Origin of the sequence: Luteimonas panaciterrae (genome assembly GCF_020511115.1) — a bacterium.
In the GTDB taxonomy this organism is placed as follows: domain Bacteria; phylum Pseudomonadota; class Gammaproteobacteria; order Xanthomonadales; family Xanthomonadaceae; genus Luteimonas; species Luteimonas panaciterrae.
On sequence record NZ_JAJAVH010000007.1, the window covers coordinates 386244 to 407697 of the forward strand.

The window sequence follows — 21454 nt, forward strand, 5'->3', positions numbered from 1 at the left end:
CGGTCAGAACTTGTACATCACCGCGAAACGATACGACCGCCCCAGCAGCGGCCGCGCCAGGAAGGTGTTGGCGCCGGCATCAGCACTCTGCAGCTCACCGGCGCGCGGATTGCCTTCGGTCAGGCCCAGCGAGTTGTCGAGGTTGTCGGCGTAGAGGAACAACGACAACTCTGGCGTCACCTGCCAGCGCGCGCTGGCATTGATCACGTCATATGACGGCAATCGCACCGAGTTCGCCGTATCCACGAAGCGCTCGCCCTCGTACTCGTAGGCGACTTGCAGGCGCAGCCTGTCATCGAACAGATTCACGCCGGGAACGACCCGGAAGCTGTTCTTGGGAACGCGGATCAACTGATTACCGACGTAGTCACGCAGCACCAGCGCACCGCCGCCCACGCTTTCGTAGTAGCGTAGATTCCGGTACTGCGGGTCCTGCACGGTGGCGGTGAGCTGCATATCGAACCACTGCACCGGATACCAGTTCGCCTCCAGCTCCAGGCCGAAGGTACGAGTGCTGGCATAGCCCTGCTCCTGCACCAGCGTGTTGTTGAGATCGAACTTGGCGTTGCTGAAGCCGACGTTGTCGTACTTGGTGTAGAACGCGGTGGCGAACAGATCGAAGTATTGGTTGCTGAACTTGTAACCCACCTCGCCCAGATCCATCGTCTGGATGATCGGACGGGTGTTCGGATTGCTCTTGTCCCTGCTGATGCAGCCTTCCACATCGTTGGGATCGCAGCTCGAATAACGCGTGATATAGGTCGACAGGTTGGGCAGGCGGAACGCCGAGGTCCAGCGCGCGAACACACCGGAGTTTTCGTTGAACTGCCAGTTGGCGCCGATCGTCCATCCGAGCTTGTCGAAGCTCTCGTCGTAAGTCGCATAGCGCCCGGAGCCGGCCAGGATGCTCGACGTCGCGAAGGTGCCGAGATCTACCACCGGCTTGGCACGCACTTCCGTCCAACCCTCGGTGCTCACCTTCTCCCAGCGCACGCCGGCATCGATGCGCAGCTTCTCGTTGACCTGCCATTCGTCCGACACATAGAACGCATGCGTGGTGGAACGGCCGCTGGCGTTTTCCCACTCGTAGCCGTAGCGATAGATGCCGTGATCGGTCGCGGTGCCGACCGGATTGCCGTTGGCATCCACGGCCACCAGATCGAGCAGCCGCGCGTTGTCGCGCACGTCGGTCAGCACGTTGGAGGAATAACGGTCGAAATCCTCATCGATGCGCGCGTAGTAGTAGCCGAAAGTCACATCGTGGCTCTGCTCGCCGAAGTCGAAGCTGCGCATGATCCGGGTATCGTTGATCAACTCCTTCACCGGAATCGTCAGGCCGCGCAGACCGCCGACGGAAAGCAGACCATTGCCGTTCTGGTTGACGGGATCGAACACCTGCGTCGGATCGTTGGCGTAACGCAGCTGCCATCCGGTGGCGCCGGGGAACCGGCCCAAGGCGTTCGCCGGCAATTGCGCGAAGAACTTGGACTGGCTCCACAGCTGCAGCGGGAACATGCCGTTGCGCTGGGTCTCGGTGTCGTTGTAGCGCAGCGCCTCGGCGAGCTTCCAGCCCGCGCCGAGCTCGTAGTCCAGCTTGAGGGTGAACTGATCACGCTTCACTTCCGTGCCGCGGCTGTTGTCGAAGTCGTACCAGCTGCCGTCGCCCTGCAGCATGCGGATACGCTGCGTTTCCGGCCCGGCCATCGTGCCGTAGTTACCGTCGAAACCGGGTACCGCGCGAATCTCGCCATCGGCATACGTGCGCATCGGGATGCCGAGGAACAGCGCGACGTTGTCGTTCATGTGCTTGTAGTCGACGCTGAAACGACCACGCTCGAAATCACGGCTCAGGTTGATGCGGTACTGGCCGCCATGATTGGCCTGGAAACCGGGATCGCGGATGCCGTCGTCACTGCGGAAGAAACCGCCGACGCCGAGCTTCCAGCCGCTGTTGCCCAGCGGCGTGCCGAAGAAGGCGTCGTAGCGCGCCAGTCCGTAGTCGCCAACCGTCATTTTGAACGTGCCTTCGGCCTGGTCGCCGACCACGCGCGGCACGAAGTTGATCGCGCCGGCCGGCGCGTTGGAATAGAACACCGACGAAGGACCGCCGCGCACCACTTCGATGCGCTCGATGGTCTCGTCGAGACGGAAGGCCTGGTCGCCGTTGAGGAAGCCCAGTGCGGGATCGTGCTGCACCGGCACGCCATCCTCGAGGATGTTCACCGAGCCGTAGCCGTCGACGGGAATGCCGCGTGCGCGGATGTTGCCGCTGGCCTCGCCGCCGGAAGCTTCCACCCAGAAGCCGGGCACCGATTTCATGGCTTCGGTCACCGAGGTCGGCGCCTGCAGGCGCAGGCGGTCTTCCTCGATGCGGGTGATCGAATAGCTGCTCTCGGCCTTGCTGCGTTCCCGGGTTCCGGAACGGCCGGTGACGACGATCTTGTCCAGATCCACCGCCCGGTCCTGCGACGCGGCGGGCGTGGCGGGGGCGGCATCTGCGGCCTGCTGGGCCTGGGCGAAGGGGCTGGCGGCGACCGTCAACGAAAGCGCGAGACGAATCGCGCCGCGGAGAGTGCGTGGCTTGCGGGGCATGCGGAGGTCCAAGAGATGAACGGGGGCTGTGCGAGGGGCACCGCCGCATCGTGATCGACAATGCTTAAACCTTCGTGACACGAGACGGTCACGCGCGCTCGACGCCGCGTACACACGCAGGGATCTCTGAAAACCGCCTTCTTGGCCGTTTTCATCGGCACAAACACCGCAATGAATTCGTGCCGCGCGCCCCGGCCAGTCGCTCACGCGATCGGCCCGGACGATCCGTCCCCGTATCGCGTAACCCCCGAAATGGCGAGGTTTTCCGACCACAAGGCGGCGTCGATGCGACATAATTCGGGGATGAATCCCGCCTCCGTTCTGGACCCGCTCGTCATCGCGGGCAAGCCCTACGCATCCCGCCTGCTGACCGGCACCGGCAAGTTCAAGGATCTCGAGGAAACCCGCGCGGCCACCGAGGCCGCTGGCGCCGAGATCGTCACGGTCGCCATCCGCCGCACGAACATCGGCCAGACGCCCGGTGAGCCGAACCTGCTCGACGCGCTGCCGCCCGACCGCTACACGATCCTGCCCAACACCGCCGGCTGCTACACCGCCGAGGATGCGGTGCGCACCTGCCGCCTCGCGCGCGAGCTGCTCGATGGCCGCAATCTGGTGAAGCTCGAAGTGCTGGGCGACCAGAAGACGCTGTTCCCGGACGTGGTGCAGACGCTGAAGGCCGCCGAACAGCTCGTCGCCGACGGCTTCGACGTGATGGTCTACACCAGTGACGACCCGATCCTGGCCAAGCGCCTGGAAGAGATCGGCTGCGTCGCGGTGATGCCCCTGGCCGCGCCGATCGGTTCCGGTCTTGGCATCCAGAACCGCTACAACCTGCTCGAGATCGTCGAGAACGCCAAGGTGCCGATCCTGGTCGATGCCGGCGTCGGCACCGCTTCGGATGCCGCGATCGCGATGGAACTCGGCTGCGACGGCGTGCTGATGAACACCGCGATCGCGGGCGCGCGCGACCCGATCCGCATGGCGCGCGCGATGAAGCTGGCGGTGCAGGCCGGACGCGACGCCTTCCTCGCCGGCCGCATCCCGCGCAAACGCTTCGCCAGTGCGTCCTCGCCCGTGGACGGCCTGATTGGGTGAAGACATGCGCTTAGCCGATGCCCTATCGGCATCAGCTGCATGTCCGAACGCCCGGTCCGGGATGGCCGGGCCGGTGCATCCGGAGCCCGTATTGTCGCGCCAGGAGGGCGGATGCAAAAGAACAACACAGGAATAAAAGCTTCATCCTTGGACAAGACACCAGCCAAGCCTTACACCCCCGAAGAAGGCGGACATCGCCGTATCCGTAGCTTCGTGCTGCGCCAAGGCCGCTTCACACCCGCGCAGCAGCGCGCCTTCGATCTGCTGTGGCCGCGCTTCGGGCTCGATTACCTAGGCGAGCCGCGCGACTACGACGCCGCCTTTGGCCGCCATGCCAAACGCGTGCTGGAAATCGGCTTCGGCAACGGCGAAGCCCTGCGCTATGCCGCATCGCGTGACCACGATCGCGATTACATCGGGATCGAGGTCCACGCGCCGGGCGTCGGCCGCCTGCTCAACGCGCTCGCCGAGGACGGCAGCGATCACGTCCGCGTCTATCACTACGACGCCGTCGAGGTGCTGTCGCACGAGATCGCCGACGGCAGCCTCGACGAGATCCGCATCTACTTCCCCGATCCCTGGCACAAGAAGCGCCACAACAAGCGCCGCCTGGTGCAGCCGGAGTTCGCGCAGCTGCTGGTGCGCAAGCTCGCCCTCGACGGCCGCTTGCACCTGGCCACCGATTGGCAGGACTATGCGGAGCAGATGTGGGACGTGCTCGATGCCACCCGGGGGTTGCGCAATCGCGCCGGCGCGCGTGGCGCGGTGCCGCGTCCCGACTGGCGTCCGCAAACGCATTTCGAAACGCGCGGCCAGCGCCTCGGTCACGGGGTGTGGGATCTGCTCTACGACCGCGCCGAACGCGCTTGATCGGCAGATAGACCGGAAATGGACAGCACCCTCGCCCTGACCACCGACATGGAGATCGTGCTCGGTCTGGTCGGCCTGACGATGCTGCTGTTCCTGTTCGAACGCGTGCGCGCCGACCTCGTCGCGCTGGTGGTGCTGGTGCTGCTCGGCCTCACCGGACTGGTGGCGCCGGAAGACCTGTTCAACGGCTTCTCGAGTAACGCGGTCATCAGCGTCATCGCCACGATGATTCTCGGCACCGGCCTCGACCGCACCGGCGCGCTCAACCGCCTCGCCGCCTGGCTGCTGCGGCGCGCGCGCGGTGTCGAGCAGCGGCTGCTGCTGCTCACCTCCTTCATCGCCGGCCTCAACTCCTCGATGATGCAGAACCCCTCGGTGATGGCGTTGTACCTGCCCGTGGCCTCGCGCATCTCATCGCGCACGGGCGTGGCATTGTCACGGCTGCTGCTGCCGATCGCGGCCGCGATCGTAATGGGTGGCGCGCTGACAATGGTGGGTAACTCGCCGCTCATTCTGCTCAACGACCTGCTCGTCGCCGCCAACGCCAACTTGCCCTCCGGCGTCGCCACGCTCGAACCGCTGCACATGTTCGCGCCGGCGCCGATCGGCCTGGCGCTGCTGCTGGCCGGCCTAGCCTATTTCCACTTCTTCGGCGACAAGGAACTGCGCGGCGACATCGACAAGGGCGTGACGCCCGCGCGCACGCAGAGCTACTTCTCGCAGGCCTACGGCATCGAAGGCGACGTGTTCGAACTGACCGTCGGTGCCGACAGCCCGCTGGTGGGCATGTCGCTCGGCGAAGCCGAAGCCCTGCACGGCGCGCCGCTGCTGCTGGCGCTGAAGACCGGCAACGAATCACGCCTCGCGCCGCCGGGCGATGCGCGCATCTGGGTCGGCAGCGTGCTCGGCGCGATGGGCCCGCGACCGAAGGTGGCGGATTTCGCGCAGAACAACTTCCTGCGCCTGTCCGCGCGCCTGCGCGAATTCGGCGACCTGTTCAATCCCAGCCGCGCCGGCATCTCCGAAGCCGTGGTGCCGCCGACCTCGAGCTTCATCGGTAAGACGTCCGCGCAGCTGGAACTGCGCAAGAAGCACGGCATCAGCCTGCTCGCCATCAACCGCGACAAGGAAGTGCTGCGCGAGAACGTGCGCACCGTGCCGCTGCGCGCCGGCGACATGCTGGTGCTACACAGCATCTGGCAGGACCTCGCGCAGACCGCGGCCAGCCGCGACTTCGTCACCGTCACCGACTATCCGAAGGGCGAACAGCGCCCGCACAAGTTCAAGATCGCGATGACGATCTTCGCGATCACCATGCTGATCGCATTGTCGTCGAGGATTCCGACCTCGATCGCGCTGATGGCGGGCGTAGCCGGCATGCTGATCACCGGCGTGCTGAAGATGGACGAGGCCTACGGCGCGATCAACTGGAAGACCGTGTTCCTGATGGCCTGCCTGATCCCGCTCGGCTGGGCGATGGATTCCAGCGGCGCCGCGGCCTGGATCGCCGGACACACCATCGAGCAGCTGCCCGCGGGCGTCCCGGTCTGGCTGCTGGAAATCGCCGTCGCGCTGCTGACGACAGCCTTCTCGCTGGTGATCAGCCACGTCGGCGCGACCATCGTGATGGTGCCGCTGGCGATCAACCTGGCGCTGGCGGCGGGCGGCAATCCGACCGGCTTCGCGCTGATCGTCGCGCTATCGGCGTCCAACAATTTCATGACCGCGTCGAATCCGGTGATCTCGATGATCACGGGGCCTGCCGATTACACGGCGAAGGAGATGTGGCGGATTGGGGGGCCGTTGTCGCTGATCTATACGTTGATCGTGGTGTTGATGGTCAATCTGTTGTTCTGAGCGCGTCCATCGTTCTGATGCGACGGGTTTCGCCTCTTTCCCGTCATCCCAGCGAAAGCTGGGATCCATTTGGCTTTTGCCTTTGCTGTTGCTGTTGAAAGATCAAAAGCGTTTCGTCCGCTGCGCGGCCGAGTTCATTTCTTTTGGTAAGCGTCACTGCACGCGCAGGAGCGCGTGCGAACGGCGAAGCCGGCCCCGAAGGGGTGAGCGGCATGGATGGCGCGAATCAAAGAAACGAACCAAAGAAAAACGCTTTTCTCGACACAGCAATCCCAACGCGGGAAGTGCCCCAGGATTTTCCGACTCGCCATCCATGGCTCGGTCGGAAAACGGCGGGCATCCATGCCCGCCGCCCTTCGGGTCTAGGCATATCTCGGCTCGCAAAGATTCTTAGCAGCCAGAGCAAGAGCTTTGCTCGGCTTTGCCTCGCCTTCCGCTTCTAAAGATGCTTGAACGCCCTCACCAGCCGGAGACCCGGTGGTGTCGAGGACCATTGGTCCGAGGGCACCGGGCTGTGCGCCGTTTTTCGACCGAGCCAGGATGGCTAGTCGAAAAATCCTGATAGCAATTAAACCCTGGGATTGCTTCGTCGGGGAAAGCGTTTTTCGTTGGTTCGTTTCTTTGATTCTAGCCATCAATGCCGCTCACCCCTTCGGGGCCGGCTTCGCCGTTCGCACGCGCTCCTGCGCGTGCAGTGACGCTTATCAAAAGAAATGAACTCGGCCGCGTAGCGGACGAAACGCTTTTGATTTTAAACCCCACCCCAACCAGCAAGCGCTAAACCTGCTCCAAAAACACCTGCCCATCCCTCACCCGCACAGCCACCGCACGCAAACTCTCCCCCCGACACGGCCCAGCCACGCAGTCGCCATTGACCAGCTCGAAGCTGGCACCATGCGCGGCGCAGACCAACAAGCCTTCCTTCGTTTTCAGAAACTGCCCCGGCGCCCAATCAAGCCGGCGCCCGGCATGCGGGCAGACGTTGAGCCAGGCGCGCACGTGGTCGCCATCGCGATGGAGGATCAGGGATTCGGCGTCGCCGTCGATCACCGCCTCGACCTCGGCGAAGCCGCCATCCTGCAGCTCCGGCAGGGCGATCAGCCGTCGCGAAGGCTCGGATGAGGGGGTTGCCGTTCCCATTAACGAACTTCTTACATCTTCGTTCATGCCGCGCCCGATACTTGTCGTTTGAAGTTCGAACCACATCATTGTGTCACGTCGATGTCCGCACATTCGTTCCAGACCATGCTCCGTAACGTGAAAACCCGCCTCACCCTTGGCCTTGCCGCACTTTTCGCACCGCGCAAGCCGCGCCACACGCTGCTGCGCGTCGCATTCGGCCTGCTCGGCGTGGCCCTGCTGCTGGTGCTGCTTGTGATCGGCGTGTTCGTCGGCGCGGCGATGTTGATCGGCGGACTGCTGCTGCGCCTGCTCGGCCAGCGCGGCAAACCCGTGGCGACGCGCAAGCGCGTGGTCGACGGCGAATATCGCGTCGTCCCGAAGACCAATCAGCCGCTGCTGCGCTGAAAACGCAACACCTCTCCCGCATCCGACCCAATGACTGACGTCATCCCCGCGCCTGCGCTGACGCGCGTTCCGGTCCGTGGCGGCGCCACGTTTCCCGTGCGTCGCATCTATTGCGTCGGCCGCAATTTCGCCGATCACGCCAAGGAAATGGGCGCCGAAGCTCCGGCCGCGAAAAGCGATCGCGGATCACCGGTGTTCTTCTCGAAACCCACCGATGCGCTCGCGCTGGATGGCACGGCCGCCTATCCGCCCGGCACACAGAACCTGCACCACGAGATCGAGCTGGTGGTCGCGCTCGGCCACGACGCCCCCGCGGGCATGCTCGCCGTCGAGGACGCGCAGGCGCTCGTGTTCGGCTACGGCGTCGGTCTCGACCTGACCCGCCGCGATCTGCAAGCCGCGGCGAAAGCGAACGGCCTGCCCTGGGATACGGCCAAGGGCTTCGACCAGTCCGCGCCGATGAGCGAGCTGGTGCCCGCCGCCCAGATCGGCGATCTGGCATCACGCACGCTGTCGCTGCATGTCAACGGCACGCTGCGCCAGCAATCGCGGCTCGATCAGATGATCTGGGACGTCCCGGACATCCTGCACGAGCTGTCCAAGCTCTATGCCTTGCGCGCCGGGGATCTGATCTTCATGGGAACGCCCGCAGGCGTGGCGGCGCTGGAGGCTGGCGATGTCTGCATCGGCCGCCTCGACGACCTCATCGAGCTGAACTGCCGCATCCTGCCGCCTGCCGTGTAAGCGATCCCTCCGCTGTGTAAGCTATCGTCTCCACAGGCGATTGCGAGGGTGAAATCATGGGCATGATCAGCGAGTTCAAGGAATTCATCGCGCGCGGCAACGTCGTCGACCTGGCGGTCGGCGTGGTGATCGGTGCTGCCTTCGGCAAGATCGTGACCTCGATGGTCGATGGCGTGGTGATGCCGGTGATCGGCTACCTCAGCGGCGGCGTCAGCGTCACCGACTGGAAACAGGTGCTCAAACCGGCGCAACTCGATGCCGCCGGCAAGGAAATCGCGGCCGAGGTGGCGATCAAGTACGGCGTCTTCCTGCAGACCATCATCGATTTCATCCTGATCGCATTCGTGATCTTCCTCTTCCTCAAGGCCTACAACCGCCTGCGCAAGCCCGCAGAAGCAGCGCCCGCGGCGACGCCGGAAGACATCGTGCTGCTGCGCGAGATTCGCGATTCGCTGAAGAAGTAATTCGCGCCTGCGCTTTGCCGGGCAGCGAAGTCTCGGATCTCTTGCCTGACAGCGCGAACGACACCGCCAGGATTCTCGATGCGGATCCTGGCGGTGTCGACGTCCGGCACCTCATCATCCACAGCCTTAAAAACGGCGATAGGCAGCGACGAGAAACGCTCAACGCCGGCATGACTCACGACAAGTCGGAGCATCGCCGCCACTTGCTAAGCTCGTGGCCTGGCAACAGTTAAAAAACACGATGACTTCCCGACTTTTCGTTTACGGAACGCTCGCTCCGGGGCAACCCAACGAACACATCCTGTCGAACGTCCCAGGACAATGGCAACCGGCGACGGTGACCGGCACACTGTTCCAGGAAGGCTGGGGCGCGGCGATCGGTTATCCCGGCATCGTTCTGGACGAGCATGGCGGCCCGGTCGAGGGCTTTGTCTTCAGCTCGGATGTCCTGGCCGAGCATTGGACACGCCTCGACGAGTTCGAGGGCGAAGGCTACGAGCGCGTCATGACCCGGGCGAAACTGGACGACGGCTCGATCGTGGACGCCTACATCTACAGCCTCAGCGAAAACGCCATCCCGACGAACGGCAGCTGACGCACATCGGTTTCGAAGCCGCTCCGCCACTCGATTCAATCCAAACGATAACCTGACGAGAGAAACGCTCAAGTCGCACATGACTTGCGACAGATAGCACCGGCGTCGCGGGTTGCTAAGCTCGCGGTTTCCTTTCGTCCGAGGACATCGCATGCGCGCATCGCTCCGCCTCGCGCCGACGGCAATGCTGTTCGCCGTTTCGCTCCTGTCGTTCACCGGCGCATCGATGGCCGCATCGCGCGAGACGCGCATTCCCGACGCCGCCCTCAAGGCCGCATCCGAGTTGCGCGAACGCGCGCTCGCGAGCGACCTCGGTTTCCGCATCACCGAATCGCTGACGACGGAAGTCGGCCCGCGCCTGGCCGGCAGCGAAGCGGATGCGCGCGCCGTGCAATGGGCGGAAGCGAAGTTCCGCGAGCTTGGATTCGACAAGGTATGGAAGGAACCGGTGACGTTTCCGAAATGGGAGCGTCGCAGCGAACATGGCGAAGTGCTCGGCACCGCCCGCCAATCATTGGCGCTGACCGCGCTCGGCGGCAGCCCCGGCGGCACGGCCGAAGGCGAGATCGTCCGCTTCGCCGATCTCGCGGCGCTGGAAGCGGCGCCCGCGGGCTCGCTCGCCGGCAAGATCGCCTTCGTCGATTTCCGCATGCCGCGCGCGAAGGATGGCGCCGGCTACGGTCCCGGTGGCGGCATCCGCAGCCGTGGTCCGTCGGCGGCGATCCGCGCCGGCGCGATCGGTTATCTGATGCGCTCGGCCGGCACCGATTCGCATCGCAGTCCGCACACCGGTATCACCCGTTTCGATGACGGTCTGACGCCTGTGCCTTCCGCTGCGCTGGCCGCGCCCGACGCCGACCAGCTCGCGCGGCTGCTGGAGCGTGGTTCCGTTCGCGTGCGCTTCGCGCTGGATTGCGGATGGGATGGCCAGGCCACGTCCTACAACGTGATCGGCGAGATGCGTGGCACCAGCAAGCCCGATGAAGTCGTGCTGATCGGCGGGCATCTGGATTCCTGGGATCTCGGCACCGGGGCGATCGACGACGGCGCCGGCGTCGGATTGACCATGGCGGCCGCCAAGCTGATCGGCGACAGCAAGCAGCGTCCCGCGCGCACGATCCGCGTGGTCGCCTTCGCCAACGAGGAACAAGGGCTGTACGGCGGCAAGGCCTACGCGCAGGAACACGCAAAGGACGTCAAGAAGCATCAGCTCGCCGCCGAAAGCGACTTCGGCGCGGGTCGCATCTACGCCTACTCGAGCTCCGCGCCCGCGTACGCGCAAGCCGCGGACCAGCAGATCGCCGAAGCACTGGCACCGCTCGGCATCGCGCACACGCCCGGCAAGGGCGGCCCGGGCCCGGACATCAGCCCGTTCGCGGCACAAGGCCTGGCCTGGGCGCGGCTGGCGCAGGACGGCACCGATTACTTCGACTACCACCACACGCCGGACGACACGCTCGACAAGATCGATCCGAAGGCGCTCGCGCAGAATGTCGCCGCGTATGCCGTATTCGCGTATCTCGCCGCTTCGGCGGATGGGGATTTCGGCAGCGAAGCGAAGAAGGTAACGCCGCCGGAGGAATAAACACCTCCGAAGCTGCCGCGCGTCATCCCCGGTTTCGCCGGGATGACGCGCATTTGTCTGGTTAGTCTTGGCGAATGAGCGCCGCTACGCGTGGCGCGCCCGCGCGACCCTGTTGCATCCAGCCAATCCAACCTGTCTCCGTTGCGGTATCGCGGATCGCGATGCCCCGCGCGATGCCGTCGGCATCGATCAAGAGCAACCGTTGCGCGGAAGCATCATCGATATTGAAGCGCACGCGACGTCCGGGCGTGCCGAGGCGATTGCTCACGCCATCGACTCGCATCTCGTGTACGTTTTGCAGCCGCAACGCATCCGCTGCGGGCGCGCGACCAAGCCATTGCGTTTCCGGCCACGCAAACACCGCCGTGCGCGCCGTCCTGATCGCGGGCAAGGCTTGCACCAGTTCGTCGGGCACGGTTTCGCCGGTCGCCAGTTCCGGATCGAGCACGCCGACCACCGCCGCCACCGCGGTCTGATCTGCGACGCGCCACATGCCCGCGCCGAGCTTCGCCATCCATACCTCGCTCGGCAGCAGGACGATCGCGCACAGCATCGCCAATACCGCGGCTCTCACGGGACGCATGTAGGCAACCGTGGCGATGCCCAGGCCGCTCCAGAACAGGCTCGACCACACCACGTAGCGTGGTGCCAGCAGCTGATCGGGATGGTCGAGAAAATAGTTCAACCGCACCAACACGATCATCGCGCCGACGGCAACCGCGAACCAAGCCAACCCGACGCCGAACAATGCCGCCGGCAACGGCGCAAAGCGCGCGCGCAGCGTGCTCAACGCCAACCAGGCCAGCCCGAACACGGCCAGCAGCACGTGCGGCCAGCGTGCGAGCATGACCGGACCGAACGATGCCTGATAACCCTGGGCGAAGGATTCGGTGAACTTGCGAACGGGTGCGATCGGCAATTGCGAGGCCAGCGCCGGATCGAGCACGGGCCATGCCACGTAAACGGCGGGGCCCGCGAGCCAGCGCAGCAGTCGATCTGCTTGCGCTCCCAGCGCGAGGCGTAACGTAGACGCATCATTTCCACCGCTCAGATGCAGCAGCGCCAGCGTGACCAACAACCCGCAAGCCAATACGACATGCGTCTTCGCCGGCGCGCGACGCAATCCGGCCACGATGAAGAACGCCGCGAAGCTGGCGATTCCGCTGCCGAAGGAAAACGCCGCGACCAAACCGCAAAGCGATGCGACGATGGCTTCCTTGAGTCCAATCCCGGCCTCATCCTGTCGCGACAACAGGCCAAGACCGATCGCCAGGCACAAGGTCACCGCATACGCATGCACGCTCTCGTTCGCATGCCCGAGCGCGCGCACGTTGCCCAGCCAGAACAAGCCGAGCACGGCGAACAGCATTGCCGCCGCTCGTTGTGCTGGCGTCGACAAGGAACGCAGCGTGCGCCACGCAAGCACCGCCGTCGCCAGCGCGAATACGATGCCGATGCAGACCTGCAACCACTGTCCGGCGTGGAAGAATTGCAATTCCGCCACGCGCACCGCGTTCGGGATAATCTCGTGATGGCCGTTGTCCGGAGCGAAGACATTGCTCGGAAATGGCGTCGTGAGGAAATGTCCGAGGAAACGCCAACCATCGGCGTAAGGCACGCGCGGCGCGTACCACATCACGATGATGGCGACCACGACATAAAGCGCGGTCAGCCCCCAAATGATCGGGGTCGCCAAGGACGCGCGCGTGGAGGATGTCGGCGACAGATCATTCATGAGGACGAATTAGAGCATTTTCGACTCAAACGGATACCCAAGGCGTCTACGAATGCTTTCCCGCCCAAGCGGCAAGCAGAACCGCCGTCGCGGCAGCGACATTGAGACTCTCGACCGCTCCGGTCCCCGGAATCGACAGACGCAGATCACAAGCCTCCGCGAGCGCGATATCCATGCCCTCGCCCTCCGCGCCAAGCACGTACACCAGCCGCTCCGGCAACGTGGCCGCGAACAGATCATCACCGCCGCGCACGACGGTGGCGGCCAGCGTGAATCCCGCGCCTCGCAACTGCCCGATCGCGTTCACGGCATTGCCCAGGCGCACCAGCGGCACCGCTTCCGCGCCGCCTTCGGCGACGCGTGCCGCGGCACCGGACAAGGCCAGTGTCGAATCCCTCGGCAGCAGCAATGCACCGACACCGAAATGCGCCGCGGAACGCAGGATGGCGCCGAGGTTGTGCGGATTGCCGACACCATCCAGCCACAACGCACACTGCGGCCCCGCCGGCAGATCACGCAACCACGGGCCCAGCGCACCCGGCTCCTCGCGCAGGACCTCGGCGACCACGCCTTCATGATGCGAACTGGCCGCCAGCTTGCGCAGATCGTCCTCTTCCACCACGCGATACCCGACGCGATGCGCCACGCACCATTGCAGCAACCGCTGTAGCTGCGGGATGCGTGCTTCGAGCAGATACAGCTTGCGAATCGCCTGCGGACGGCGCGCGAACACGGCCTGCACGGCATTCAGGCCATAAATGCGCAATTCGGCATCGCGCTGCCCTCGCAATGCGGCGGATGGTGGCGGGTCACGGCGCATCGGCAAGATCCTTCCGCGTCTTGGCGAAAGTGCGCAGATCGTGCAGGCATCCGCGCTTGAGCACGGCGCAGCGTTGCGTGCCCTCCTCGATGAAACCGTTCTTGAGCAGCACGCGCGCGGAGCCGATGTTGAAATCCAGCACCGTCGCCTGCAGGCGATGCAATTGCAGTTCGTGCATCGCCCAGGGCGCGAACACGCCGACGATGCGCGTCATCAAGCCGCGCCCCCAAAGGCCGCGCCCCAGCCAGTAGCCGAATTCCGCGCCGATGCGGCGCTCGCCCTGGCCTGGTCTTACACCGATGCCGCCGCAGGCGCCACCGTCGATCTCGATCGCGAACACCGGCTGGCTCAGATCGACCACCTGCCCCGCCAGGAACGCCTCGCCGTCGGCCCGGGTATACGGATACGGAAAGCGGTCGCTGACGCCGCGCGAGACCTGTTCGTCATCGGCATGCCGCAGCAGCGCGTCGAGATCGTCCGCCCGCCAGCGCCGGAGCACGATGCCATCGCCGACGTCGATCATCGGGCACCCCGCGCGACCGCCATTTTCCCGGGCATGGCCATGGCCAGCGACATCTCTTCTTTCACTCACGCTATCCTAGAAAGCCCGACATCGCGCCGGATGCGCAGAGTACCAAGCCGCCGCCCGGGCGTCCTGAAACCATGGCGTCACCGGCACGGCCTCAGGGAATGAAAGATGAATCCCCTGATAACGGATTTGTACGCATCTGGCTTGCCGCGATCACCTGACAGGGTTGTCATTTTCGTGTCAGCGTGACGACCGCCGGGCATTGCTAGCCTCGTTGCAGTGCGTCAACACGGCCTCGCCGTGAACCTTGGAGACCCGTTCGTTGGCTTCCTTCGACAATAGCCGCCGCAAGATCCTTGCCGCGATCGTCCTGTGCCTCGGCATCGCCGGCTGCGGCACTTCGGACAAACAGCCCAAGCGCGACAAGGCCGTGGAAGTCGGCTATGTCGTCGTCAAGCCGACTTCCGTCGCGTTGACCAACGAGTTCAACGGCCGGGCGGTGGCTTACGAGAGTTCTGAAGTGCGTCCGCAAGTCGGTGGCCTGATCCAGCGCCAGCTGTTCCAGGAAGGCAAGCTGGTGCGTGCCGGCGAGCCGCTGTATCAAATCGACCCAAGCCTGTATCAGGCGGCCGTCGATCAGGCGCAAGCCAATCTGAAAAGCGCGCGCGCCAACCTCAAGGCCGCCGATGCATTGGCGCGCCGCAATCAATCCCTGGTCGATGGTCAACTGATCAGCCGGCAAGATTACGACAACGCAGTGGCCGCCGCGGATCAGGCGCGCGCCTCCGTGGCACAGAACGAGGCGACACTCGCCACCGCGCAGATCAATCGGCGCTTCACCACCGTGCCGGCGCCGATCAGCGGACGCATCGGGCGCTCGCTGGTGACGGTCGGCGGGCTCGTATCGCCCGATCAAACCACCGCGCTCGCCACGATCCAGCGCCTGGACCCGATCTTCGTCGACGTGCAGCAATCGGCGCAGCAGTTGCTCGCGCTGCGTCAACAACTGTCCTCCGGCAGCGCGCAGCCCACCGATGCATCCGCCAGCATCCTGCTGCCGAACGGGAGCGTCTATCCGCAACCGGGAACGCTTCAGTTCTCCGAAGTGCTGGTCGATCAATCCACCGGCACGGTCACCTTGCGCATCCGCGTTCCCAATCCCGACGGCGTGCTGCTGCCAGGCATGTTCGTGCGCGCGCGCTTCGCGCAGGCGACCCAGGTCTCGGCTTATCGGGTTCCGCAGGCGGCACTCGTGCGCGGGCCGACCGGTAATGCTTTCGTCTGGATCGTCGGTGCCAAGGATGTCGCAGTCCAGCGTCCCGTCACCGCCGACCGCACCGACGGCAGCGACTGGATCGTCACCGCGGGATTGCAACCCGGCGATCGCGTGATCACCCAGGGCACCGCCTCGCTGCGCCCGGACACGCCCGTGCGCCCCGTCACCGCATCGACGCCGCAGCGTCTCCTGCCGCCGACATCGACGCCCTCGGCGGGGAACTGAGGCGAAGTAATGATTTCCCGCATCTTCATCGAACGCCCCATCTTCGCCTGGGTGCTGGCGATCGTCGTCATGCTGGGCGGCGCCTTCGCCATCAAGTCGCTGCCGATCTCGCAATATCCCAACGTCGCGCCGCCTACGGTCACCATCCGCGCCAACTATCCCGGCGCCTCGGCGGAGACGATCGAGAACAGCGTCACCCAGGTCATCGAGCAATCGCTGACCGGCATCGACGGCATGCTCTATTTCAGCTCGACGTCGGCATCGCGCGGCCAGGTCACCATCAGCGTCACCTTCGACACCAGCGTCAATCCCGACATCGCGCAAGTCCAGGTGCAGAACCAGGTGCAGCAGGCGATCCCGCGCCTGCCCTCGCAGGTGCAGCAGCAGGGCATCGTGGTGCGCAAGGCCAATCCCGACGATCTGCTGCTGATCGCCCTCTACGACGAGACCAACACGGTCACCAACCGCGACATCGCCGACTATCTCGTCTCCAATTTCCAGGATCCGATTTCCCGCGTCAGCGGCATTGGCGATGCCAACGTGTTCGGCAGCGCCTACGCGATGCGGATCTGGCTCGACCCGGCCAAGCTCGCATCGTTCCAGCTGATGCCGAGCGATGTCGTGGCCGCGATCCGCAGTCAGAACGCGGAAGTGGCGGCGGGCCAGGTCGGCGATCAGCCGCAGCCGGCGACGCAGATGCTCAACGCGCTGGTGTCGGCGCAATCGCGTCTACAGACGCCGGAACAGTTCCGGCAGATCGTGCTCAAGACGGAGCCGAACGGCGCGACGGTCCGCATCCAGGACGTCGCGCGCGTCGAACTGGGCTCCGAGAACTACAACTCCAACGCGCTGCTCAACGGCCATCCCGCCGCCGGCATGTCCCTGCAACTGGCGCCGGGCGCCGATGCGCTGGAATCCGCCGAGCTGGTGCGGGCGGAAGTCGAGCGTCTTGCAACCAGCCTGCCTTATGGCTGGAAGGTCACCTACCTCAACGACGCGACGACCTTCATCGAATTGTCGATCGAGGAAGTGACGAAAACACTGCTGGAAGCGGTCATCCTGGTCGTGATCGTCATGTTCGTCTTCCTGCAAAGCTGGCGGGCGACGCTGGTTCCGGCAATTGCGGTTCCCGTCGTGCTGCTGGGCACGTTCGGCATTCTTTACATCGCCGGCTTCTCCATCAACACGATGACGTTGTTCGGCCTCGTGCTCGCGATCGGCCTGCTGGTCGACGACGCCATCGTCGTCGTCGAGAACGTCGAGCGCCTGATGCACGAAAACCCGGGCATGACGGCCCGCGAGGCGACCATCGAGTCGATGCGGGAGATCAACGTCGCGCTGATCGCGATCGCGCTGGTGTTGTCGGCAGTGTTCCTGCCCATGGCATTGTTCGGCGGTTCCACCGGCGTGATCTATCGCCAGTTCTCGCTCACGATCGTGTCCTCGATGGTGCTGTCGGTGCTGGTCGCGCTGATCCTCAGCCCGGCGTTGACGGCGACGCTGCTGAAATCCAAGCATTCCCAATCCGGGCCTGGCTGGGTCGCGCGTCATTTCCCGCGATTCGCGGCCGCGCCCCACAATGCCGGGCAATGGTTCAACCGCACCTTCGAGAATGCGACCGACCGCTATCTGCGGGCGGTGCAAAGCATTCTCCGGCATAAACTGCTTTATCTGCTGATCTATGCCGGCATCGCGGCACTGCTGATGTTCCTGTTCCAGCGTCTGCCGACCGGCTTCCTGCCTTCCGAGGACCAGGGGCGGGCGAGCATCCAGTTCCGTCTTCCCGGCGGCGCCACCCTGGGACGCACGATGCAGGTGCGCGATCAGGTCGCCGACTATCTCAACGAGAACGAGAAGTCGCGCATCAACGCCGCCTTCCTGGTTGCCGGCGGCGGCGGACCGACGGCATCGCAAAACTCGGGACAAGGCTTCGCCAGCTTCATCGACTGGTCACAACGCACCGCGCCGGAGGACAGTGTCGACGCCTTCATCGCGCGCGTCGGCAAGGCGTTCTCGGGTTTTCGCGATGCGCAAGTCTTCGTGCTGGCGCCGCCACCGATCCGGGGCTTCGGCCAGACCGCGGGTTTCACCATGGAGCTGCAGAACACCAGCGGCATGTCGCGCGAGGAGTTCGCCGCCGCGGGGAATCGCCTGCTCGCCGCCGCGAGTCAGGATCCGCTGCTGAGTTCGGTTCGACCGACGCTACTGGCCGACATGCCGACGCTGAAAGTCACCAGCGATCCGCAGATGCTCTCCACGCTGGGCCTGACGCAGGACAACGTGAACTCGACGCTCTCCACCGCCTGGGGTGGCTCCTACGTCAACGACTTCATCGATCGCGGACGCGTGAAGCGGGTCTACGTGCAGGGCGACTCCCAGTTCCGCGCCAAGCCTGATGACATCTATCAATGGCACGTGCGCGGCGAGAACGGGCAGATGACGCCCTTCTCGGCCTTCGCCAGCACCTCTTGGGCGCAATCGCCAACCGCATTGTTGCGCTTCAATGGCATCTCCGCCGCCGAATTCCAGGGCGTTCCTGCGCCTGGCGTGAGCACCGGCACGGCGATGGCACGGATGGAAGAACTCGCGCGCGAAATCCCCGGTGTAAGCGTGGCCTGGTCGGGTCTGTCGTTCCAGGAACGATTGTCGTCCGGGCAAGCGCCGTTGTTGTACGCACTCTCGCTGCTGCTCGTCTTTCTCTGCCTCGCGGCGTTGTACGAAAGCTGGTCGATCCCGATCGCGGTGCTGCTCGTCGTGCCGCTCGGCCTGATCGGTGCCGTGCTGGCGGTGACGCTGCGTGGCCTGGAGAACGACGTCTACTTCCAGATCGGACTCATCACCACGATGGGCCTGGCGGCCAAGAACGCGATCCTGATCGTGGAGTTCGCCGAACAGGCCGAACGCCGTGGCAAGGAAGTCGTGGAAGCAGCGCTCGAAGCCGCGCGCCTGCGCCTGCGTCCGATCCTGATGACGAGCTTCGCCTTCATCTTCGGCTCGCTACCGCTGGCGCTCTCCACCGGCGGCGGCGCCAACAGCCGCATCGCCATCGGCACGGCGGTGGTCGGCGGCACCTTGACGGCAACGGTCCTCGCGATCTTCTACATTCCGCTCTTCTACATCCTGGTGCGGACGGCCGTGCTGCGGCTGTCCCGCATGCGGCGGCATGGCGACATGGAAGAGCAGGCGGTCTGATCTGATCATCCGATCTGGTCGCCTGCTCCGATGATGTCCTAGCCCGTCATTCCCGCGAAGGCGGGAATGACGAGACCTGCGTTCTCCGAGAACTGCCTGGATACTCCACGATGATGCCGCCCTACCCTTCGACGGTCGGCTTCGTCGTCAACCCACTCGCGGCAACCGCGAAAGCCCGTGAAGCAGCAATCGGCTTGGTCTCTGAATCACAAGCAGCCGTATCGGAAACAGCCGGCAGTGACAGATCGATGGCGATCTCACCTTCCTGATAGCGCGCGCTCACTTTTCCGCCATGCATGGTCACGACCGCCTTGGCGATCGCGAGACCGAGGCCATGACTGCCGCCATCATGCCGGCGGGCCGAATCCAGTCGAAAAAACCGATCGAACCAGCGATCGATCTGCGAAGCGATAGCCGCATTCGCGGGGTTGCGCACGCTGACAGTGGCCACCTCGTCATCCTGGTGGATCAACACGCGAATCGAACCATTGCTGTCGCCATGACGGATCGCGTTGTCGATCAGATTGGCGATCGCACGCCCCAGCAAAGAAGGTTCGACCGCCGCGACGGCGTCACCGTCGACTTCAAGCGTCCGTCCGGTTTCATCGAGGATGCTTTCGAACAGCTCGGCCGCGCGGCGCGCGATCTCGGCGATGGAGGTCACGACAAGGTTGTCGACCATCGCGCCTTGATCGGCCCGCGCCAGGAACAACATGTCGTTGACAATCGAGCGCATGCGTTCCAACTCCTCAAGATTGGAATGCAATACCTCCTGCAGCTCGTCACCCGTGCGCGGGCGCGACAGGACGACCTGGGTCTGGCCGATCATGTTCCCCAGCGGTGTGCGCAATTCGTGCGCCACGTCGGCGTTGAACGAGGACAGGCGCGCATTCGCCACGTGCAGGCGTTCGAGCGCGCCGTTGAAGGCACGCGTCATCTCGCGTAGCTCTTCCGGCAGATCATCGAGCGGCAACAGCGCTTCGGGATCGTTCGGATTGAGGCCAGCCGCGTGATGCGACAGCTTGTCGAGCGGACGCAGGCCGCGCCGCGCGATGGTGCGGCTCAGGACACCGACGATCACGACCGCCAGGAGCGAGATGCCGCCGATTCCCAGACCCAGCATCAGGCTGGTCTGCTCGACCGAGCGATGGTCCAGCGCCACCGTCAATCGCAATGCCGGCCGTTCCTCGCGCGCCGGCACATCCGTTTGCACGGCATGGAACGTGCGATCACCCAATTGCACGTAGAACGAGCCGTCGGCGACACGACGCACGGGCGCGTCCGCGGGGAAGGGCGTGCCGAAGTTGAACTGGGGATCCCCGCTGTCGATGATGAAACGCAGGCTGTCGCCGCGCGGCGTGAAGGATTCCAGCCTCTCTTTCAGAAGCGCCCACTTATGCGACTGATGCGTGCGATCGACCATCGGCAGGATGATCTGCAATCGCGTGAAGAGTTCTTTCGTCTGCTGCCGATTGAGCTCGCTCTTCTGGAACGCGAAGATCGCCGTGCCGGTCGCGAGGAACATCAACGCCGTGGCGAGCGTCTGCGCCCGCATGATCCTCACCACGAGCGATGGCAGTTTCATGTCGGCTGTCCGTTCTGATCTTCGAGCACATACCCCATGCCGCGCAGGGTATGCAGGAGCCGCGACTGGCCGACCTGATCGAGCTTGGCGCGCAAGCGCTTGACGGTGACCTCCACGATATTCGTATCCGTATCGAAATTGATCCCCCAGACCGATTCCATCAGGATGGTCTTGGAGACGATCTGACCGCGTCGACGCGCGAGAACGGCCAGCACGCCGTATTCCTTGGCTGTCAGATTCAATGGCCGGCCGCCGCGCATAGCCCTGCGGCCGATCAAATCGACGTGCAGGTCCGCGATCGTGACGCCGACGGATTGCTCGGCATGATTGCGCCGCGTGACGTTGTGCAAGCGCGCTAGAAGTTCGAGGAACGAAAAAGGTTTGACCAGATAGTCATCGGCACCGGCGCCGAGTCCGCGCAGGCGATCCTCGACGGCATCACGCGCCGTGAGCATGATCACCGGCGTCGCGTGATTCCGCCTGAGCCGCTCGAGCACGACCACGCCATCCAGTCGTGGCAGCATGCCGTCGAGGATGATGGCTTCGTAGCCGCCCGTCTCGGCCAGATGCAGGCCGTCCTCGCCGTTGTGCGCGACTTCGACGCTGTATCCCTGCTCGGACAACCCTTTGCGCAGGTATTCGGCGGTCTTGTGCTCGTCTTCGATTACGAGGATGCGCATGTTCGATCTTCCGCTGCCGAGTCAGGCTCGCGTATTCGTCTCCGTCGATCCGGTTCCAGCATAGCGAACCCCTTGCCACG

17 protein-coding genes are annotated in these 21454 nt (G+C 64.6%); 10 read left to right on the forward strand and 7 right to left on the reverse strand.

Going from position 1 to position 21454, the window contains the following annotated elements; translation table 11 throughout:
- Positions 1-3: 3 nt before the first annotated feature.
- A complete protein-coding gene (locus tag LG367_RS09835) occupies positions 4-2592 on the reverse strand; it encodes a TonB-dependent receptor (RefSeq protein WP_226469059.1) in 2589 nt (862 codons plus the stop codon).
- Between the two features lie 303 nt (positions 2593-2895).
- On the opposite strand from LG367_RS09835, the gene LG367_RS09840 reads away from it, so the two are divergent.
- From LG367_RS09840 to LG367_RS09850, 3 genes are all read left to right on the forward strand, one after another.
- Positions 2896-3690: a thiazole synthase gene (locus LG367_RS09840; RefSeq protein WP_226469060.1), complete on the forward strand. Its 795-nt coding sequence runs from the start codon at positions 2896-2898 to the stop codon at positions 3688-3690.
- Positions 3691-3837: 147 nt separating this feature from the next.
- On the forward strand, positions 3838-4560 hold the full coding sequence (gene trmB, locus LG367_RS09845; RefSeq protein WP_425490940.1) for a tRNA (guanosine(46)-N7)-methyltransferase TrmB: 723 nt from the start codon (positions 3838-3840) through the stop codon (positions 4558-4560).
- Between the two features lie 18 nt (positions 4561-4578).
- The gene (locus tag LG367_RS09850) at positions 4579-6417 is read left to right on the forward strand and encodes an SLC13 family permease (RefSeq protein ID WP_226469062.1); all 1839 of its coding nucleotides are present in this window, start codon (positions 4579-4581) and stop codon (positions 6415-6417) included.
- 777 nt (positions 6418-7194) lie between these two features.
- Here LG367_RS09850 and LG367_RS09855 read toward each other — a convergent pair.
- On the reverse strand, positions 7195-7557 hold the full coding sequence (locus LG367_RS09855; protein WP_226469063.1) for a Rieske (2Fe-2S) protein: 363 nt from the start codon (positions 7555-7557) through the stop codon (positions 7195-7197).
- A 105-nt stretch (positions 7558-7662) separates the two neighbouring features.
- On the opposite strand from LG367_RS09855, the gene LG367_RS09860 reads away from it, so the two are divergent.
- The 5 genes from LG367_RS09860 to LG367_RS09880 all read left to right on the forward strand — a co-directional run bounded on the left by LG367_RS09860 (position 7663) and on the right by LG367_RS09880 (position 11332).
- Positions 7663-7944 carry a hypothetical protein gene (locus tag LG367_RS09860; RefSeq protein WP_226469271.1) on the forward strand — a complete coding sequence of 94 codons (282 nt, stop codon included), beginning with the start codon at positions 7663-7665 and terminating at the stop codon, positions 7942-7944.
- A gap of 30 nt (positions 7945-7974) precedes the next feature.
- The gene (locus tag LG367_RS09865) at positions 7975-8688 is read left to right on the forward strand and encodes a fumarylacetoacetate hydrolase family protein (RefSeq protein WP_226469064.1); all 714 of its coding nucleotides are present in this window, start codon (positions 7975-7977) and stop codon (positions 8686-8688) included.
- A gap of 56 nt (positions 8689-8744) precedes the next feature.
- On the forward strand, positions 8745-9152 hold the full coding sequence (gene mscL / locus LG367_RS09870; protein ID WP_226469065.1) for a large-conductance mechanosensitive channel protein MscL: 408 nt from the start codon (positions 8745-8747) through the stop codon (positions 9150-9152).
- 241 nt (positions 9153-9393) lie between these two features.
- Positions 9394-9747, forward strand: a complete 354-nt coding sequence (locus LG367_RS09875; protein ID WP_226469066.1) for a gamma-glutamylcyclotransferase family protein — start codon at positions 9394-9396, stop codon at positions 9745-9747.
- 184 nt (positions 9748-9931) lie between these two features.
- Positions 9932-11332: a M28 family peptidase gene (locus LG367_RS09880; protein WP_226469272.1), complete on the forward strand. Its 1401-nt coding sequence runs from the start codon at positions 9932-9934 to the stop codon at positions 11330-11332.
- Positions 11333-11393: 61 nt separating this feature from the next.
- On the opposite strand, the gene LG367_RS09885 is transcribed toward LG367_RS09880, so the two are convergent.
- Genes LG367_RS09885 through LG367_RS09895 form a run of 3 tightly spaced genes read right to left on the reverse strand, consistent with a single transcriptional unit; the run spans position 11394 to position 14410 of the window.
- Positions 11394-13067 carry a hypothetical protein gene (locus tag LG367_RS09885; RefSeq protein ID WP_226469067.1) on the reverse strand — a complete coding sequence of 558 codons (1674 nt, stop codon included), beginning with the start codon at positions 13065-13067 and terminating at the stop codon, positions 11394-11396.
- A 46-nt stretch (positions 13068-13113) separates the two neighbouring features.
- Positions 13114-13926 carry a TrmH family RNA methyltransferase gene (locus LG367_RS09890; protein WP_425490949.1) on the reverse strand — a complete coding sequence of 271 codons (813 nt, stop codon included), beginning with the start codon at positions 13924-13926 and terminating at the stop codon, positions 13114-13116.
- Complete coding sequence (locus tag LG367_RS09895; RefSeq protein WP_226469069.1) at positions 13877-14410, reverse strand: GNAT family N-acetyltransferase; 534 nt, start codon at positions 14408-14410, stop codon at positions 13877-13879. The genes LG367_RS09890 and LG367_RS09895 overlap by 50 nt, the downstream gene beginning before the upstream one ends.
- Before the next feature lie 328 nt (positions 14411-14738).
- Here LG367_RS09895 and LG367_RS09900 point away from each other — a divergent pair, with 328 nt between their 5' ends.
- Together LG367_RS09900 and LG367_RS09905 are read left to right on the forward strand one after the other, a co-directional pair.
- Positions 14739-15917 (forward strand): efflux RND transporter periplasmic adaptor subunit, encoded by a 1179-nt coding sequence (locus tag LG367_RS09900; RefSeq protein ID WP_226469070.1) that lies wholly within the window; start codon positions 14739-14741, stop codon positions 15915-15917.
- Positions 15918-15929: 12 nt separating this feature from the next.
- Positions 15930-19109, forward strand: coding sequence for a multidrug efflux RND transporter permease subunit (locus LG367_RS09905; protein ID WP_425490950.1), 3180 nt, complete (start codon positions 15930-15932; stop codon positions 19107-19109).
- A 121-nt stretch (positions 19110-19230) separates the two neighbouring features.
- Here LG367_RS09905 and LG367_RS09910 read toward each other — a convergent pair whose 3' ends face one another.
- Both LG367_RS09910 and LG367_RS09915 read right to left on the reverse strand, forming a co-directional pair.
- Positions 19231-20694: a heavy metal sensor histidine kinase gene (locus LG367_RS09910; RefSeq protein WP_226469072.1), complete on the reverse strand. Its 1464-nt coding sequence runs from the start codon at positions 20692-20694 to the stop codon at positions 19231-19233.
- A complete protein-coding gene (locus tag LG367_RS09915; protein WP_226469073.1) occupies positions 20691-21374 on the reverse strand; it encodes a heavy metal response regulator transcription factor in 684 nt (227 codons plus the stop codon). Before LG367_RS09915 ends, LG367_RS09910 begins: the two co-directional genes overlap by 4 nt.
- Between the last annotated feature and the right edge of the window lie 80 nt (positions 21375-21454).

Excerpts from the sequence above, each read along its gene's own strand:
- LG367_RS09835 (WP_226469059.1), bottom strand. The coding sequence starts at position 2,592 with ATGCCCCGCAAGCCACGCACTCTCCGCGGCGCGATTCGTCTCGCGCTT.
- LG367_RS09895 (WP_226469069.1), bottom strand. The coding sequence starts at position 14,410 with ATGATCGACGTCGGCGATGGCATCGTGCTCCGGCGCTGGCGGGCGGAC.
- LG367_RS09840 (WP_226469060.1), top strand. The coding sequence starts at position 2,896 with ATGAATCCCGCCTCCGTTCTGGACCCGCTCGTCATCGCGGGCAAGCCC.
- LG367_RS09865 (WP_226469064.1), top strand. The coding sequence starts at position 7,975 with ATGACTGACGTCATCCCCGCGCCTGCGCTGACGCGCGTTCCGGTCCGT.
- LG367_RS09885 (WP_226469067.1), bottom strand. The coding sequence starts at position 13,067 with ATGAATGATCTGTCGCCGACATCCTCCACGCGCGCGTCCTTGGCGACC.
- LG367_RS09860 (WP_226469271.1), top strand. The coding sequence starts at position 7,663 with ATGCTCCGTAACGTGAAAACCCGCCTCACCCTTGGCCTTGCCGCACTT.
- LG367_RS09875 (WP_226469066.1), top strand. The coding sequence starts at position 9,394 with ATGACTTCCCGACTTTTCGTTTACGGAACGCTCGCTCCGGGGCAACCC.
- LG367_RS09855 (WP_226469063.1), bottom strand. The coding sequence starts at position 7,557 with ATGGGAACGGCAACCCCCTCATCCGAGCCTTCGCGACGGCTGATCGCC.
- LG367_RS09850 (WP_226469062.1), top strand. The coding sequence starts at position 4,579 with ATGGACAGCACCCTCGCCCTGACCACCGACATGGAGATCGTGCTCGGT.
- mscL (WP_226469065.1), top strand. The coding sequence starts at position 8,745 with ATGGGCATGATCAGCGAGTTCAAGGAATTCATCGCGCGCGGCAACGTC.
- LG367_RS09915 (WP_226469073.1), bottom strand. The coding sequence starts at position 21,374 with ATGCGCATCCTCGTAATCGAAGACGAGCACAAGACCGCCGAATACCTG.
- LG367_RS09880 (WP_226469272.1), top strand. The coding sequence starts at position 9,932 with ATGCTGTTCGCCGTTTCGCTCCTGTCGTTCACCGGCGCATCGATGGCC.
- LG367_RS09910 (WP_226469072.1), bottom strand. The coding sequence starts at position 20,694 with ATGAAACTGCCATCGCTCGTGGTGAGGATCATGCGGGCGCAGACGCTC.